Annotated in this window: 18 protein-coding genes; 7 read left to right on the forward strand and 11 right to left on the reverse strand. The window is 53.1% G+C overall.

Going from position 1 to position 14,641, the window contains the following annotated elements; all coding sequences use genetic code 11:
• Positions 1–15 precede the first annotated feature (15 nt).
• From FRD01_RS22175 to FRD01_RS22200, 6 genes are all read right to left on the reverse strand, one after another.
• Positions 16–759: a hypothetical protein gene (locus FRD01_RS22175; protein WP_146963124.1), complete on the reverse strand. Its 744-nt coding sequence runs from the start codon at positions 757–759 to the stop codon at positions 16–18.
• A gap of 96 nt (positions 760–855) precedes the next feature.
• Complete coding sequence (locus tag FRD01_RS22180) at positions 856–1,482, reverse strand: hypothetical protein (protein ID WP_146963125.1); 627 nt, start codon at positions 1,480–1,482, stop codon at positions 856–858.
• A gap of 11 nt (positions 1,483–1,493) precedes the next feature.
• Positions 1,494–2,531 (reverse strand): hypothetical protein, encoded by a 1,038-nt coding sequence (locus FRD01_RS22185; RefSeq protein ID WP_146963126.1) that lies wholly within the window; start codon positions 2,529–2,531, stop codon positions 1,494–1,496.
• Between the two features lie 109 nt (positions 2,532–2,640).
• Positions 2,641–2,997 carry a hypothetical protein gene (locus FRD01_RS22190; protein ID WP_146963127.1) on the reverse strand — a complete coding sequence of 119 codons (357 nt, stop codon included), beginning with the start codon at positions 2,995–2,997 and terminating at the stop codon, positions 2,641–2,643.
• Complete coding sequence (locus FRD01_RS22195; protein WP_146963128.1) at positions 2,985–3,326, reverse strand: SAF domain-containing protein; 342 nt, start codon at positions 3,324–3,326, stop codon at positions 2,985–2,987. Before FRD01_RS22195 ends, FRD01_RS22190 begins: the two co-directional genes overlap by 13 nt.
• Before the next feature lie 97 nt (positions 3,327–3,423).
• The gene (locus FRD01_RS22200; protein ID WP_146963129.1) at positions 3,424–4,014 is read right to left on the reverse strand and encodes a hypothetical protein; all 591 of its coding nucleotides are present in this window, start codon (positions 4,012–4,014) and stop codon (positions 3,424–3,426) included.
• Between the two features lie 83 nt (positions 4,015–4,097).
• Here FRD01_RS22200 and FRD01_RS22205 point away from each other — a divergent pair, with 83 nt between their 5' ends.
• Both FRD01_RS22205 and FRD01_RS22210 read left to right on the forward strand, forming a co-directional pair.
• Positions 4,098–5,003, forward strand: a complete 906-nt coding sequence (locus FRD01_RS22205) for a hypothetical protein (protein ID WP_146963130.1) — start codon at positions 4,098–4,100, stop codon at positions 5,001–5,003.
• Positions 5,004–5,023: 20 nt separating this feature from the next.
• Positions 5,024–5,395: a VOC family protein gene (locus FRD01_RS22210; protein ID WP_146963131.1), complete on the forward strand. Its 372-nt coding sequence runs from the start codon at positions 5,024–5,026 to the stop codon at positions 5,393–5,395.
• Between the two features lies 1 nt (position 5,396).
• On the opposite strand, the gene FRD01_RS22215 is transcribed toward FRD01_RS22210, so the two are convergent.
• The 3 genes from FRD01_RS22215 to FRD01_RS22225 form a co-directional block, all read right to left on the reverse strand.
• Positions 5,397–6,233, reverse strand: coding sequence for an alpha/beta hydrolase (locus FRD01_RS22215; RefSeq protein WP_146963132.1), 837 nt, complete (start codon positions 6,231–6,233; stop codon positions 5,397–5,399).
• 13 nt (positions 6,234–6,246) lie between these two features.
• The gene (locus FRD01_RS22220) at positions 6,247–6,564 is read right to left on the reverse strand and encodes a hypothetical protein (protein WP_146963133.1); all 318 of its coding nucleotides are present in this window, start codon (positions 6,562–6,564) and stop codon (positions 6,247–6,249) included.
• 210 nt (positions 6,565–6,774) lie between these two features.
• Complete coding sequence (locus tag FRD01_RS22225) at positions 6,775–7,134, reverse strand: glutaredoxin domain-containing protein (protein ID WP_146963134.1); 360 nt, start codon at positions 7,132–7,134, stop codon at positions 6,775–6,777.
• 169 nt (positions 7,135–7,303) lie between these two features.
• Here FRD01_RS22225 and FRD01_RS22230 point away from each other — a divergent pair, with 169 nt between their 5' ends.
• The 3 genes from FRD01_RS22230 to FRD01_RS22240 are packed head-to-tail and all read left to right on the forward strand — an operon-like array spanning position 7,304 to position 10,062.
• Positions 7,304–7,843: a hypothetical protein gene (locus FRD01_RS22230; protein WP_146963135.1), complete on the forward strand. Its 540-nt coding sequence runs from the start codon at positions 7,304–7,306 to the stop codon at positions 7,841–7,843.
• A gap of 21 nt (positions 7,844–7,864) precedes the next feature.
• Entirely contained in the window at positions 7,865–8,236 is a 372-nt protein-coding gene (locus FRD01_RS22235; protein WP_146963136.1) for a DUF2237 family protein, read from the forward strand.
• Between the two features lie 11 nt (positions 8,237–8,247).
• Positions 8,248–10,062, forward strand: a complete 1,815-nt coding sequence (locus FRD01_RS22240; protein ID WP_146963137.1) for a tetratricopeptide repeat protein — start codon at positions 8,248–8,250, stop codon at positions 10,060–10,062.
• On the opposite strand, the gene FRD01_RS22245 is transcribed toward FRD01_RS22240, so the two are convergent.
• A complete protein-coding gene (locus FRD01_RS22245) occupies positions 10,059–11,096 on the reverse strand; it encodes a hypothetical protein (RefSeq protein ID WP_146963138.1) in 1,038 nt (345 codons plus the stop codon). The two genes, FRD01_RS22240 and FRD01_RS22245, sit on opposite strands and share 4 nt — an antisense overlap.
• A 92-nt stretch (positions 11,097–11,188) precedes the next feature.
• Here FRD01_RS22245 and FRD01_RS22250 point away from each other — a divergent pair, with 92 nt between their 5' ends.
• Together FRD01_RS22250 and FRD01_RS22255 are read left to right on the forward strand one after the other, a co-directional pair.
• Positions 11,189–12,643: a hypothetical protein gene (locus tag FRD01_RS22250; RefSeq protein ID WP_146963139.1), complete on the forward strand. Its 1,455-nt coding sequence runs from the start codon at positions 11,189–11,191 to the stop codon at positions 12,641–12,643.
• An 88-nt stretch (positions 12,644–12,731) separates the two neighbouring features.
• Positions 12,732–13,694 (forward strand): hypothetical protein, encoded by a 963-nt coding sequence (locus FRD01_RS22255; protein WP_146963140.1) that lies wholly within the window; start codon positions 12,732–12,734, stop codon positions 13,692–13,694.
• An 8-nt stretch (positions 13,695–13,702) separates the two neighbouring features.
• Here FRD01_RS22255 and FRD01_RS22260 read toward each other — a convergent pair whose 3' ends face one another.
• On the reverse strand, positions 13,703–14,587 hold the full coding sequence (locus tag FRD01_RS22260; protein WP_146963141.1) for a hypothetical protein: 885 nt from the start codon (positions 14,585–14,587) through the stop codon (positions 13,703–13,705).
• Positions 14,588–14,641: the final 54 nt, after the last annotated feature.

Raw genomic sequence — 14,641 nt, forward strand, 5'->3', positions numbered from 1 at the left:
ACGGAGGGCAGTATCTTAGGATTCTGACGTCAATGCTTGGCGCCTCAAACCTCGGAAAACTCTTGCCATGAGCGGTACGGGGAGAAGCAATTGAATCACCGCGGTCGCGGTTAAGCCGTAGGCAAGTACGTCGGGTAGGTCGAAGACTCCAGTGATCGCGAAGGCAGCGATAATCACATTGGCGGTCACACAAAGTCCTAAACCCCAGACTTTCATGCGATAGAGGCCGTAGAGCGCAACACTCATGACTGCTGCGCTCGCAAGCATTGGTCCCACCTCCTCCATCATGGCTGAGTAAAAGACCAGCGCCCAGGTATCGGCGAGCCCGAGGAGGAGGGACGCGATGAGCGTAGTGCGAAAGGCGTTCGGGGAGAACACCTTGGAATCGGTTGCGAGCCCTCTCTTGCCAATCACCGCTAGCGGCCAAACCACTACGCAGAGACCAAAGACGATCTCCCAAGTCATTTTGGCCGAGAGGTCCTTCATGAACATCGCGTTAATCAGGGCCAGAGTGCAAAATAGTGCGCCTTGAATCAGGATTGCGCGGCCGAAGATTTGGGCCGCCATGAAGCGAAGGCGCAGAACAAAAGGGGAGGCAACGACGGCGCCAAAAAACAAAAGCGCGAGTATATCCTCGGCACGCATCCTCATGCCCGTAAAGGCGTTGTCATACACCATATAGGCGATGCCCAGCAGGATGCTGGAAAATGCGGCGAGTGTTCGAGTCCACGAGATTGGGGATGTATTTGATGGGTTCAAAACTTAGCTCCATTGGCGTTCGTGACTCGATTATTCAACGAATGATAACACTTTTGGATCTAAGTAGCTCACGAAGAGCATCTATTCCCTGAGAGGCTACTTCGTTCCCAAGATGGAATGAATCTCCTCCCAGAAGGAGCTGAACTCGACGTCAGGATTCATTCGCTTGACCAAGGTTTCAGTCAAAGGCTTGTGCGCGTAAACGTGCGCCACATCTTTCAGAGCGAGCTCAGCTTCATAGTAGTCTTCCGCAAACTTCACATAGGTCTTCGGATCGCCGTTCAAGATGTTTAGGAGTTCGGCCGACCCATCGTCAACCGGGCCTTCAACGCCACTCTTCCATTGACCTTCTTCAATCAAGTGCCAAATGCAAAATGTGGAGTTTTCGGTTTCGAACGCAGGTTCCAGGCGCAGGTTCTTCTCAAAGACCTCCGGAAACCCATCGAAGACCCACGGCTTTGGGTTGCCAGGCTCAAAAGTAGATGACTCATGTGCAAGGCCCACGAGCGCCGCGCCTGCATCCGAGAACACCATGTTCCAATGGTCTCCACTTCCATTCCTCATAGACGCCATGCGCTCGCCTAGAGCCCACGTGGCGTCAAACGAGTAGTAGCGATACCACCACTCAGGTGACATGATGGCATCGAGGACCGCGAGTGCCTGGGTGAGCTGTTCGAGCTTGGCAGGTTCGGGAAGGTCGTCAAGGAAAGCTGAGTTGATCATGTGGGTCCCGCCTACTTTTTTCTAAAGATTTGCAAAGATCTAAAATGGGCGTCGGCGGCAGCACCGGACTCCTCATAGTGCATGCGAGGCCGCAGAATATAGTAATCCCCAGGCCTGACATGCATATGGTCTAGCTCAATGGTGTCTGCCATTTCCCCATAGTCGTGTGCGAAGGATGTCATGATCTGAGGCTTCCCAAGTCCCTCAAAAAATCGGGATAGTTTGGTGGGGCCTGTCCATGAGACGGTCATCACATCCGGGCGCGCCGCTTCGATCTTTCCAACGGCAAAGTCGTACGTGTGTTCTGCGGTCTTGAAGTCTTTCGCAGCCGAAGCAAGGTGAGTCTGAAGGTCTAGCGTCGGCTCTTTTTTCATGGCGTCCGAGACGCCGACGAGTACATTTTCGAGGGCAGCGCGTTCTTCGGTTGTGGCATGAAACGTACCGCGTCCAATCGTGCGAGCGACCATCCACGGGCGCCCATGATGGCCTTGCTCAAAATACGCAAAATCCTTCCAGACTGACATCTGCCGCTCCGCGCCATCCGTTGCGTTGAAAATCATAGTTTTGGCGTCAGCTGGCGGAATGAGCTCCAAGTAGCCCGGTCCCGTAAGTTCGATGGCAACGACTTCAGGCTGATGAAGATTGGGTGGTCCATTGCCTCTTGGCTCCTCCCATGTTCCATCTTTATACGTCAAAGCCAGTTCAAACTCGCCTTCGGCCGTCTTATACGTCCAATATTGTGTTCTCAATCCACCGTGCGCAGGAAGTGTGCTCGGGATGGGGGCTTGAAGCCGTTTCAACAACGCCTGTGATTCGCCCCATGGCCCTGAATCCAGGTCGACGATCCGCTGTGCGAACTGCGAAATCTCGTGGTCTGCCGGCAATGGGTTTTTGGGCACATCGGGCACAAAGGGCATAGGCTTGTCTTCTTGAGTCGAGACGGCGGCGACAGATGTAGCCGTGTTCCCGGACGTTTTCGGGGTGGTTTCCTTTGAACATCCGCTCGCGAGGATGACCAATGCGAAGCTAATAGCGGTGGTTTTTTGCATGCCCGAACTATACGGCCTGTCGACTCATGTTGGCAACTACTTCACCACGCCCTCAACGCGACCTGTCTTTTTCTGATAGCATCGCAAGTTTGGAATTCATGCCGGTATACTATTTTCCCTGGCTTGGCTGCTCTAGCATGAACTCGAAGACCGGCATGCCGTAGATGATTGGAAACCGCGCGGTTCGCCCAAGGGAACTCTCCAGATCGTCGCGGGTCAACATAGAATCGTGCACCAAAGCCTTTGGCCACTTTGGAAAATAGACACCCCCACCAAGAAGGGGTTCTCCCATCCACACAGAGCGATCGGACCTCATCACTTCGACGGTCTCTAGGTCATGGTCACTGGCATGGAGCAGCAGGTAACGATCGAAATCAAAACCGTCTACCAACAAAGCCAACCACAAAGAGAAACCCACAAGAAGAGCAAGGGGCTTCGAGCCAAACCAACGCCTTATCTCGAACATTTGCCCTCCTCCAAGTCTGTCGCAAGTAGAACAGCCCCGGCCTCAACGGACTCCGAAAAGACGGAACCGAAACAATTATGGAGTTGGTCGGCAAGCACCGCGTCATTAGGAAGGAAGCGAGGAGGCACATCTTTAAGCTGAATCAAGTCCTGCGTTAACACCGTCCCTGCCTCGACGGCTTGGCTAGTGAGCACGTACCTGACGGTCGGTCCACTGTGCCCTTGGTACCCACAACCCAGATTCTGGACATAAATGTACAAACCAATGGGCACCGCCCATACCACAGCGAGTTTCTGAATGAACCGCGCTCGGCGACTTGAAAGAATCATCCTCACTCCTTTGGTGTCAGAGTATCAGTTTCGAAGTCGGCCCGCCATACCTTCCGCATCCGTAAACGTTCAGCGTTTGCAGGAAGTCAAAGTCTCGCTAAAATCCGTATGCTAGCCCTAGGCCTCCGGTTAGGCTCAGTGCGGGTCGCAGAGAACGAGCCACTTTCAGAACTTTCTCGGTCTGGAAGTAGAGAATCGCCGAAAATGCTCCGATTGGGATTTTCAGCAATATCCCCGCTCCGGCCGCAGGACTCTCTTCTAAGAAGATGTACGATGGCGAAAGGTTTAGCGTGACGATGGCTCCGCTGGACTTTAGAACGTCTGCGTAGATACCCATGGTCAGCCTTAGATGTGTGTCCAGTTGCGGGTTTAGGGACAATGCGAAGCTAGGTGAGTTTACCAGCGCGGCGTTGTAATCAACTCGCAGCAGACTTGTTCCCACATGGACTCCGAGGTCGCTCCAGGTGTTCAACCCGCGTCGATAGCTGAGGTCCAGCGTAGGTCTGAGTTGCTTAGAGTCTGGCTCAGAGTCGTCACTTCCCAGGAAGCTATAGTCGCCAGACGCGTAGCCGAGACCAGCCGAGACTCCCAGTTCATTGGTGCCTGAAGCGATGGGTGTGGCCGTGTGGTAGGTGCTCTGTGCGCACGCGGAGAGTGTAATTGCTAAAGCAATAAGAAATGATTTCATGCGCTCCAATGACTAGCTCCTTTGACTTCTCAGGTCAATTCTGAGATCTAGCGCTCGGTCAAAACGCGAATGACGGAGTCATCATGAAGAATGTAATGCTCATCACCGGTTGGATTCTTTGTCTCTCAGTGGGATGTGGAAGTGATCTCGTGAAGAAGGCCGGGGATACCCCGTCTCAGAACAACACGACGAATTCTACGAACGGGTCTACCAATTCCAACAACCAAAACGGAGAAACCAATAATATCGTGGTGATTCCAGAGCCGGTTGAAGGGGAGGTGACCTTGCAGGTTCAGCGTGCCCAAGAGATTGACGGCGCGTCGTACGCTTTGGAAATCGCAATCAGCAATGGGTTGGATGAGAGTATCTCAATTGCCCCGAGCAACTTCCGTCTCGGCGTCGGTCCGCTGGAATTGACGAGCGTGGATGAAGAACGCTCAACCTGCTCGAGCGAAGCGCTCTTGACCTCACAAGGGAGCGTGGTCTGCACCCTTGTGTTTGATGAGGTTGAAGCCGAGCCCGATCGTTTGATTTACGCTGGCGTTGCGGAGCCGGTAGTAACCTCGTTTGTTGCTGAGCCGTGTGAGCGTTGTGGAGGCAATTCCTGCGTGGACCTTCAAACTAGCTGGCAGCATTGTGGGGAGTGCAATCGCTACGTGATCGAAACTGAAACATGCGAAAATGGTGAGATTGCGTGTACTGAATCCTATCGACTCGAGGAAGGGTTCTGTGTGCCTAGAGACCCGGGCTATACGCTCCGATCACTTCCAATTCCCGGCAATCAGTCATGTCTCGATGTCTGTGGCAGTGGCTATTGCGAAGGCATCCTCGGCGACTTGTCCTGCGAAGACTCTTCGGCGTTTGGTGGCACCGAGCGTGAGTTCCCTGGCCTAGATTTTTGCCAGAGCACAGGCAACGAGGCGAACGAACTCATCCAAACTTTTGGCAGTTGCACCGCTGAAGCTGCATTCTGCGTTTGTTACGAGTAAACAACAGAGAGGAGAGGAACATGGAATTGGGAGCCTTTTCTATCAGCCTTGCGGTGAGTAATCTCGCTGCTTCGAAAGTGTTTTACGAGAAGTTTGGATTTGAGGTTGTCGGCGGAGATGCGTCTCAAAACTGGCTGATCATGCGAAATGGTGCCCATACGATCGGCCTCTTTCAGGGCATGTTCGAAGGTAATATCCTTACGTTTAACCCTGGTTGGGACGAGAATGCGCAGCCATTGGAAAGCTTCACAGATGTTCGAGAGTTGCAGCGTCAGTTGAGAGAGCAGGGGGTCGAGTTCGTCTCCGAAGCTGACGAGACGTCGTCGGGACCCGCGAGCTTTACCGTGCTTGACCCCGATGGGAATGCGATCCTTGTTGACCAGCATGTCTGATTCACGCGTTTCTCTTGCTCAAGCATGAATCCAGGAATCTAAGCGTGGCTGCTTCCGCATCCGGATGGTTCATGATCGTAGTGTGAATCTCGTTGACAGCCAGATGTTCTTCCATGGAACCGAGCTTGGTTTCCGCCACCATCACAACCCCATCATCTTCGCCATCTAGTAGCGGGTTTAAGCCGCCCCCCTGGCGAGGCGCGCCGGCGATGACCATCACAGGTACTCGAGGCTCAGGGTAGGGCACGCCTTCGGCAATCTGGACCCCGGAAGGGCCAACAACGGCACTGAAGAGCAATGGCATGCCTTCTTTGATCCTTCGGGCTAAGGCAGCACCCTGATTTGGCGGTGCGATCATAACAACACGGCCAGGGGTCAGATGCTTAGGCCAATCGGGACTTGAAAGCACTCCTCTTGCGACGATGCCGCCAAGCGAGTGAGTGACGAAGCTCACGCGCCGCGCTCCTTCCAGATTCTCCAGTACTTCCAAGACTTGGGAAACGTGCGCGTCGAGAGAGCGCCGGGTGCTCGGGTAGTCGAGTTGGATGGTGCAATGCCCGTCCTTTTGAAGCGCAAGACTTAGCTTGTTGAGCGACTTTCGGTCTCTGCCGAGTCCGTGGAGCAAAACGACCACATCCGCCGGAGTTTGCTCAACCTCTTGGGCCGCGAGTTGGCTTGTGCAGCTCTCGAAGGTCCCGAAGAGGTGTCTCCGATTGGCCGAATCCAGCAGTCGGCAATGCCCACTCACCACATTCTCCTGCACTCGCCAGCCTCCCTTGTAGCGCCGGTCAGCCCAAAATTGCGTTCCACCCAAGGTGGGGACTTTCAACGTAGTCATTCTATCCTCCGTCCTAATAGAGAGTCGAAGTTCCAATCAGGATCCCAATCGGCGTGATCCACGGCATGATCATCGGGACGATGAAGTACTTCCATTGAGCCTCGATGGCCGTAAGCACAATAGACGTAAGTGTGGCTGCGATTCCCATCGGGACAACGCCGATGAGTGAGGGCATCGCGAAGACCATGTAGTGCTCAAATTCGTGGCCGCTGAAAGCTCCTTGTCCCATGCCGTATGTGATGGAGATGATCCCAACGATCGCGATGGAGACCACGCTGAAGAAGGCGACGAGACCGGTAAGTAGGGATTTTCCAAGTGTGTTGAGTATCATCTGCATTCTCCATGTTCGCATCATCAAAGTCTGCAAATAGACATACTCAACATCCGTGCCATCTCTCCCGATGGCGTGCTTACTGGACTTCCGCGATGGGGTGTCTTTGACGTCCTCGGCTGCAACTTGGTTCGAGGACTAAAAATGAACGATTGATGTGCGCTAGATGTACAAGCGGGCTCTGTCCGCTTGGGACGGACGTCGCCCAAGTTACTTGAGGGCAGCCTGCAATTCACCACTCTCAGCCAGCGCCTTCAGATCTGAGGCTCCACCGATAAGTTGACCTTTCACGAAGACCATGGGGAAGGTCGGCCAGCCTGCCCAGATCTTCAGGGCTAGCCGCGGATACCATTGGGAGGTGTACGAGCCGTACTCTAGATATTTGTAAGGGATTTGGAGCCCATCCAGAAGTTTTTTGGCCTGCTTAGGGTGTGGATTGAGAGCCATCCCGACAACCACCACATCGTTCTCAGCGACAGCCTTTGCTGCCTCCGAAACGATGTCTGAATGCCATGCCGACATTTTCTGGCGAACCACATCATGCTTTTTAGATTCTTCGAGCCGTTCCATTTTGACCTCCGTGTGTCTTCCACCCTGAGATGTTGCCCGAGACCCCAAGATTCTATTGTGTCGATTGGATTAGACTATTACCTGTCCACGCGTATGCATTGGAGGTTAATCATTGATGCGCATGGCGTGTCGACCTAAACTCAGTGCTTCTCTTCGACGTGGAGTGTCAATGAAGACCTTGTTCGCGGTTATCCTCAGCTCTCTTTTTGCCATGAATGCGACGGCGCAAGTCGCTGACCGGCACACTGCGGCCAAACTGCTGCCCCCCGGTGACTACCTCTGTGGTTTGGGCTCGTACAAACTGAGGGATTGCACGATCGAGAAAGCCGGGGATGGCGTCGAACTTATCATCCCAGATGGGATTGGCCACTCCATTGCGATGCGCGCACAACTCCTGCCGTCGGACGATAAGAACCAACTCACACTCTTGGGTACCCTCACGAATCCTGCACGGCTCTGCACCACATGCCCCGAAGGCGCACCTGATTCGTCAGAATGCATTGGCACTCCCCAAGACCGTCTAGCCTGCACGTCTCAGCCTTTGGTGGCGCGCCTTAAGGTATCCAACGGCGTGGCACGGGGTCAGCTCATGTACTATATCCTTCGTCCTAGCTATGATTTCGGTGCTACAACAAAGTACATCGGCTATTTTAAGCTTGGAAATATGGAGACTCTGACGATTAAACCTAAATCTAAGTCGGGTCGCTGATTGCACTGAAGGAGTGAGATTATGGCGTTGAATGTATTGGGCGGTCCGTTGAAGGATTGTAGTCACGACCCAAAAACAGGGTTCTATCGAGATGGTTGCTGCAATACCGGCCCAGAAGATCGAGGGCTCCACATTATTTGCGTCCGAGTGACCGATGAGTTCTTGACGTTTTCCAAGGCGAGGGGAAACGACCTCAGCACGCCGCGTCCGGAGTTTAGCTTTCCGGGCCTCAAGGACGGCGACCAATGGTGCCTCTGCGGGTTGCGTTGGAAGGAGGCCCTGAACGCCGAAGTGGCGCCTCCGGTGCTTCTGGAGGCCACCCACGAGAAGATGTTGGAGATTGTGACCATGGAAGATTTGCTGGCTCATGCGCATGCCGATGTGTGGTGCTGAGGATGGGCATCATGCGCCTTAGCTCTCTCGTCTTTTGGATTGCATTGCTCTGGGGGCTTCCGGCATTCGCAGAGGTTGAAGAAGTTCGAGTGAACAAGAATTTGCTTGAACGCATAGATTCGGCATCTAGCGTCACAGATTGGCAGATTATCCACGAAAAAGACGCGAGATTGGTTGGCCCGATTAAGTTTGGGGGATCCGACTACTACGCCAACGAAATCTGGTTGATTCGGTTTGATCCCGCTAGCGGTGTCATCCACGAACGAATTCCGATGCCCGCCCCAATTACCTCGTTGGAGGCGAATGCAGACGGCATTCAGATGGAGATTGAGGATGGAGAAAAACCGTTCAAAATGCTCTATCGTCCAGGTCAGATGGCGCCTCAGGAGGCATGGAATCATAAGAGCATTTCCGCACACGTTCGGGACGCAAGAGGCCTGCATCCGGCACTCGCCGCAAAACCAGGGCAGAAGCTATCCGATGAAGAACATCGTGCCGCGATAGCCGCGATCGAAAGTCGCCAAGCCCAAGAACCAAACTCGCCATTCTACCCTTTCTTCATTGCCGAACAGCTTCTTCGGCTAGAAAGGTCGAACGAAGCGAATGACTATTTCCAAAAGGCTGTGAAACTCGACGGGAATCATTGGACGACCGACCTCCAATTGACGGGTCTGCTCGATGGTGTGCGCCAGCATGACTTGGCCGATACAGTTTTCGAACGAGCGCTGGTGAAAATTGAACGCCAGCATCCTGTAGTTCGGTCCTCCCTCTCCGTGCCCTACTACCTGACAATCTTGGGAGTGTGGAGTTTTACAGAAGTCGAGGCGTTTGTGAGGGATAGTGAGGTTGACTCGGTTCACCGCACCATGACGCGCACTCTGACACTCTTTCCGCAGATAGAACGATCCGACGTGGTGTCTCAATCTTTAGCAACTTGGTTTGAAGAACATGGACGCGAGGATCTCGCGGAGATTTGGTGGGGACGGGTTGAAAGAGATTCGTCATGGGACCTAACATACGGGGCTGCTCGTCGCTTCGACCGCGTCTACGTCACGGGAATAGGAATGGGCCTTGCCCTCGTGTGGATGGCCTTTTTGATTGGCATGAGGTCCAGACAACCTAAATCCGGAGCCAGAATCTGGGTGCCGCGAGCACACGGGTTGGATCTTTTGGCGATTTTTCTCTCGATCCTCTTGTCGGCATGGGCACTTTGGTACTCCAACGTTCAGGTCGAGATTCTCGGGTATCACACCGATTTCCCCTTTACGATGCAACACCAATCTTGGGGTGCAGCACCTGTAATCGAACATTTAGAAGGTCTTGCGCCAACAGAGTCGCAACAAGGCCTCATGAATCACGCACGACAAATTCGAGACTCCTATGCGTCTGGGGAAGAATTGGTGACCCCAATGGCTCCCATGAGGGATTGGCGAATCGTTGTCGGTTCTAATGCGTGGGCGAGGGCGCATCATATCTTGTACGGGATACCCGGGTTGTTCTTCTTTCCAATTCTCTTCTTACACTTAGGGTGGGCTGTGCAAAGACGTTTTCCATCCGTTCAAGGATGGTTGAGTGTCATGACTCCCGGCTCAGCCCGGTCGCTTAGGCTTGTTGGCCCATTTGTTCTGGGCCTCTTTATCGCTTCGATTCTGCATGTGGCGACACCGCTCGGAGAGCTACTCTCCTCGGATTTTTATCTGACGACGTTGCACCATTTTGGGCTAGGTTCACTTGAACCCACCTACGGTACTGACCGCCCATTTTGGATGGTTGTTGGCGTCGTCTCTCTGGTCGTCCACGCGGCGACTTTTCGAAAAGACACCTAATACAACTCGATGGAGACGGGATAGAGTTCACGGAGCGTTGAGAGCGAGTCGATAAGTCCAACTAAACTCTGCATGGAGACCTGAGGATGAACTTTTATCGAATAGGCATCTGTCTCTGAAAGAATTTCGGCTACCTGGCTGAAATCCTTGGGTTCGTCGCATGCCTGCGAATAGCAGTCCGTTGACTGGCATTCCAAGATTTTGGTGGCTTCCATGTCTTTCGTCTGAATCTCAACACGATTCGGCAAGAGGGCTACAAGTGCGGGATCGTGAGATTCATCCTCGAGGGGCGAAGGAAGTCTAAAGACGCCATTTCCTTTTGGCGATGCAACGACCAATTCCATGACCATCCCGCTCTGACCAAGCATGTCTTGAAAGCCGTTGAAGCGGTCGAATTCCGTGCATTGATCGGCAGCAATTCCGACGCGAATCTCATAGCTTCCGTTCAAAAGTTTACGCTCCCGTTTGGCCCTTTCCATGGCCATCTCAAGAGCGGCATTCAGAGCATCAGAGTCCATGTCTGGAGTGTCTTCCTCAGTGAGCAGAGCATTGAAACGGTCGAACCCTACTTTTTCCTTTCCTATGATCATCATGAATTGGGGTTCTTCAACTCGTGGTGTTTTCGTAACTTCAGGCAGCTTAAACTCCCACGGATTCAAGGGGTCAGCCTGTCGAAACTCTTCCTCGTAGTCGCCAGTAGCAATGTATATGCTGCCAGAGACCGCGAGAAGGCTTCCAAGTGCAATCACCCCCGAGTTCAAGAGACTTCCCCGCTGATAGACGCCCCAGAGCACCAGTACGCCAAACGCAAGCAAGGCCCCAGCCAGCAAAAAGAGGTTTAGCGACCCGAACATCTCTTCCGAAAACTTCAGCAGCACTTTGGCCAATGAGACCAGTAGAGACGCCAACGACATGATCGTGATGGTGGCGTACATCCAAAGCGTTCGAGACTCTTCGGTGTAGCGATTGCGCCTTCGGCTTCGTCTTTTGCGCCGAAAATTGTCGGACGATGTGATGTACTTCAGGATCGACATGATCGAATTCTTTTTTGGGTTTGTATGTTGGTAGCATAGGATCTGCTCTTGGCGTATACTCCAGCCACTTGTTTTGAGTTCTGGAGGAGCTAGTGTTGCATCTAATTGTTAATGGTGGGCCGTGGGCATTTATCATTCTCGGCCTCACCGGCCTTTCGTTGTTCTTCTCTCTGGCGGCTCTTGTCGTGTCAGTTTGGAAGGGCAAGATGCCACCGTTAATAGGCTGGGTGAGTTTCCCAGCTATGATTCTGCTTGTAGGGCATGTTGGTACGTGGGTGGCTTCAGGTAGTTTGGCCGGAGCGGAACATCAAAGGCAATTCGCCGAGGTTACGGCTCACACTCTGAATCTTGAGCTCTTGACGACTCTCTGCGCATGGTTCTCTTGTTTTGCAGGGGCGACAGTCGTCTCGTTCTCAGGACTTGTTGGCAGCGTTTCCTCCAGCGCCGGACGCAAGCCCACACCTATCGCCGCCGTGCTCAGCTTCGTGTTGGGTGGGTTGGTGATAGGAGCCATTGGACTCACTTCAATGGGGCTCGGCGGAACCGTGGTGATACTACTCAACGTGGTCTTGATTTGGGCAGTCGCGGTCTGTGTCGGGGTCAATCTGCTAAAGGAAGTTGAAGGTTCGCGCCATGCTCAGCGTCGCTTCCATGTGGCTGTCCTGGTCGGTTTCGGCATGTGTACGTTCGCCGTGTTTGCTCCCGTAATCAATCAGCTCGAAATGTTCGAAGCCCTTGAAAAGGCTTATGTTCATAAGCGTGTGGCGCTAATGGTCTTTGGTCTCGAGCTGGCGGAACTCGACCGGAACGTTGCGATCAAAGGAGCTGCCGGAAGTCTACTTTTCGGTTTCCTGCCTGCGGTGCTCTACGTTCGTGAACTCTTCGAGCGACGAGCTGCGATTGATATTTTGAGCGCAGTTTTTGTGGCCCTGTTTGCAATGCTAGGAGTTCTTGGCTTGGATAGCCTTGCTGAGGCACGACACGAAGCTGCAGTTCCAAGCAATTCGCTGACATTGCGGCACGCGATTCCATCCGTTGGATTGGATGATCTTGAGCTTCCGGAAGAGATCCAGCCTCATCTTTTGAACCCTGCCGATTCCGGCGATTGCCTGATTACCCATCGGGATGCGGAGTGGATCTTAGCGTCGTCATTTCCTTCACGGGACGCTTGCGCGGTGGGTTCGTGTCAGTCTGGTTCTCTCAAAGAATTGTGTCCCGAAATCGAGCAGCCACTGCTATTGATCCCGAGCTCCTTCTCGGTCGGAGAACTTGCTCGAGAAGAGTGGTTGGACGGGCGCAAAATCGTGTTGGGCTTGAACCAACATTTGGAGGAGGAGCCTTCAAGCATCCCAAGTCGTTTTTTGCACTTCGTACCCAAGGCCTCAGGAATTGAAATGAGTTTTCGACGCGGAGAGCCAAGGTCCGAGACAGGCGTTGTCCCTGCTGAAGGCTCGACGATCAAGGAGCTTGTGGAAGCTTGCTTGATTTCTGCGAACAAGACACGGCCAGAAGCTCAGCCTTTGAGCTGTGAAGTTTGGCTGCCCTGATTGCTCGACAGGTCGAGAAAGATGTTTCTTGACTCGCCGTTTGTGGCGAGCGAGTCATTACGTAAACCTATGACTCGAGGGGACATTGATGTCGATGTTTCTACGATTGGAAATTCTGCCACTCACCATTTCAAGACAATCCTGGGCTGAGCTCTGGGATACGACTTCAAAGGTTCTCAACGAGTGGAACCTGCGGTTGATTCGACTCGGCCATCGAGTCCTTGCAGACGTTGCTGTGTCTGTTCTGACGTCGCCCGATGACGGAGAGCCGGGCTACTGGGAAGTCATAGGTGATCAGAAGTCACTCCATTGTGCCGGTAGTTTTGGGATGTCCCGCGACCTAGTCCGCTATCAAAGGAGAGCGCGAAACAAGGAGGAGCGGTTGTTTCCAAATGAGTCTTCAGGAAATGACCCATTTGTAGCGACGGTATTTGAGAATAACTACATGGGCAGACCATACGCCTTGTTTTTGATTGCCGTCGGTATGCTCGTTGAAGACGCCATGGGCGAAAATGCCGTGCTTTCTGGTGAGTTTGACTGGGATGATGTGCTGAAAGCCCAGACGCAATTGCGTCGAATTTTGGGTCGAGAGTTTGCTCCGCCCCACGTCACCTCCCATGAGTGGGTTAGACGCAGGGTCCAAGATCAAGAAGTTGAACATGTTCACGTTCCTCGTAAGTCCGCGGAGCACCAACTAAGCGATGAGCTCTATGAGAAATGGTTTGGGGGTAGGCCAGTTGATCGAGAGTTTTCTAAGGACCTAGTCGAATATGCAAGTCAAACAGCGAAGTTGGCCGAACAACTTGAGTGCGATCGAACACAACTGCTTCGATTGCTCGCGGAAAACCTGCTGAAAAATCAGTACATTGTACGTGCGGAAACTCTTGACCAATCGATCCTGCGCTTGGACGAAGGAGAACTCCGGTGGTTGGTTTCCTTCACCCGTCAGCCGAGTGGGTGCATCAGCTTGAGAGGCCGAATCGAAGAGTTTATCGAGGACACCGAGGCTCGGCGCAGGTTGAAAGCTGCGTCAGTAGAACTTGGCAGCTGAGATACTTCTCAAATGAGTGACAACGCCCGGTTGATGAGTTTTGTCCGTTCTCTATAGGTCAAAGATTCTTGAGGAGGCCCACGTTTCGCAGACTCATTAGCAACGGCTCCAATCTTCCACATAGTTTCAGTGAACCATTCCAGTGGATTATTCGGCTTCTTGCTCAGGCGCTCTAAGACGCGGACTCTAACGACCTCTTGCTCCTGCTCAGCCTTCTTCCTGGGTATGAGAAGATTTGGCATTTCAGAGCCCGCCATTTGAAAGTGTTCGGCTGCCCCTGCAAGTACGATGTCCACGCGCCACTGAGGCCAAGCTCTTTGGATGTGTTTTAGGTGCCGCGCAAAGAACATGTTGGGTGTATGGATGACCATCGACTTGTTTGAAGGCTCGAAGAAGATGTACGCGTCTATCCACGCGAGATCGACGTGGCTACTCACTTCAAGAACTTTTTCGAGTCGTGGGAAATTCTGAATATAGTCCAGTAGTCGTGGTCCGTTGGCGAGCAGGTTGAGACTAAATTCATTCGTGCCGTAGTCGGTGCCCGCCGCGGTAATCAGAGTGTAGATTTGGCGGTCTGAGTGCCACGCGTCTGTGATGCCGTGCAGCGCACAAGGCTCTTCAGCTTCGGGCACCCAAAGGACATCTTCAGCCGCGTAACCCATGTGTACGGCTATGTCTTCCATCTTGCTGACACGCTGGACTTTCCACCCCCAAGATTTCCAAAGAGCACCCATCAACTCAAAGAAGTAGTCGGACTCGGCTTCGCTGAGATCACTGGAACGGTCGAGCACAAGGATTAGCTTTTCATCATGATCCAGACCTACGCATCCTTCAGCCCATACATCGTCAAGCCACCAATCAACCTTCTCGTGTCCGCGGATATACTTTTCCACAAACTCCGGCCCCCAAAATATCTGGTCAGGGAGTTGTAGTGCGGACCAATGGCC

Origin of the sequence: Microvenator marinus (assembly GCF_007993755.1) — a bacterium.
GTDB classification, from domain to species: domain Bacteria; phylum Myxococcota_A; class Bradymonadia; order Bradymonadales; family Bradymonadaceae; genus Allomicrovenator; species Allomicrovenator marinus.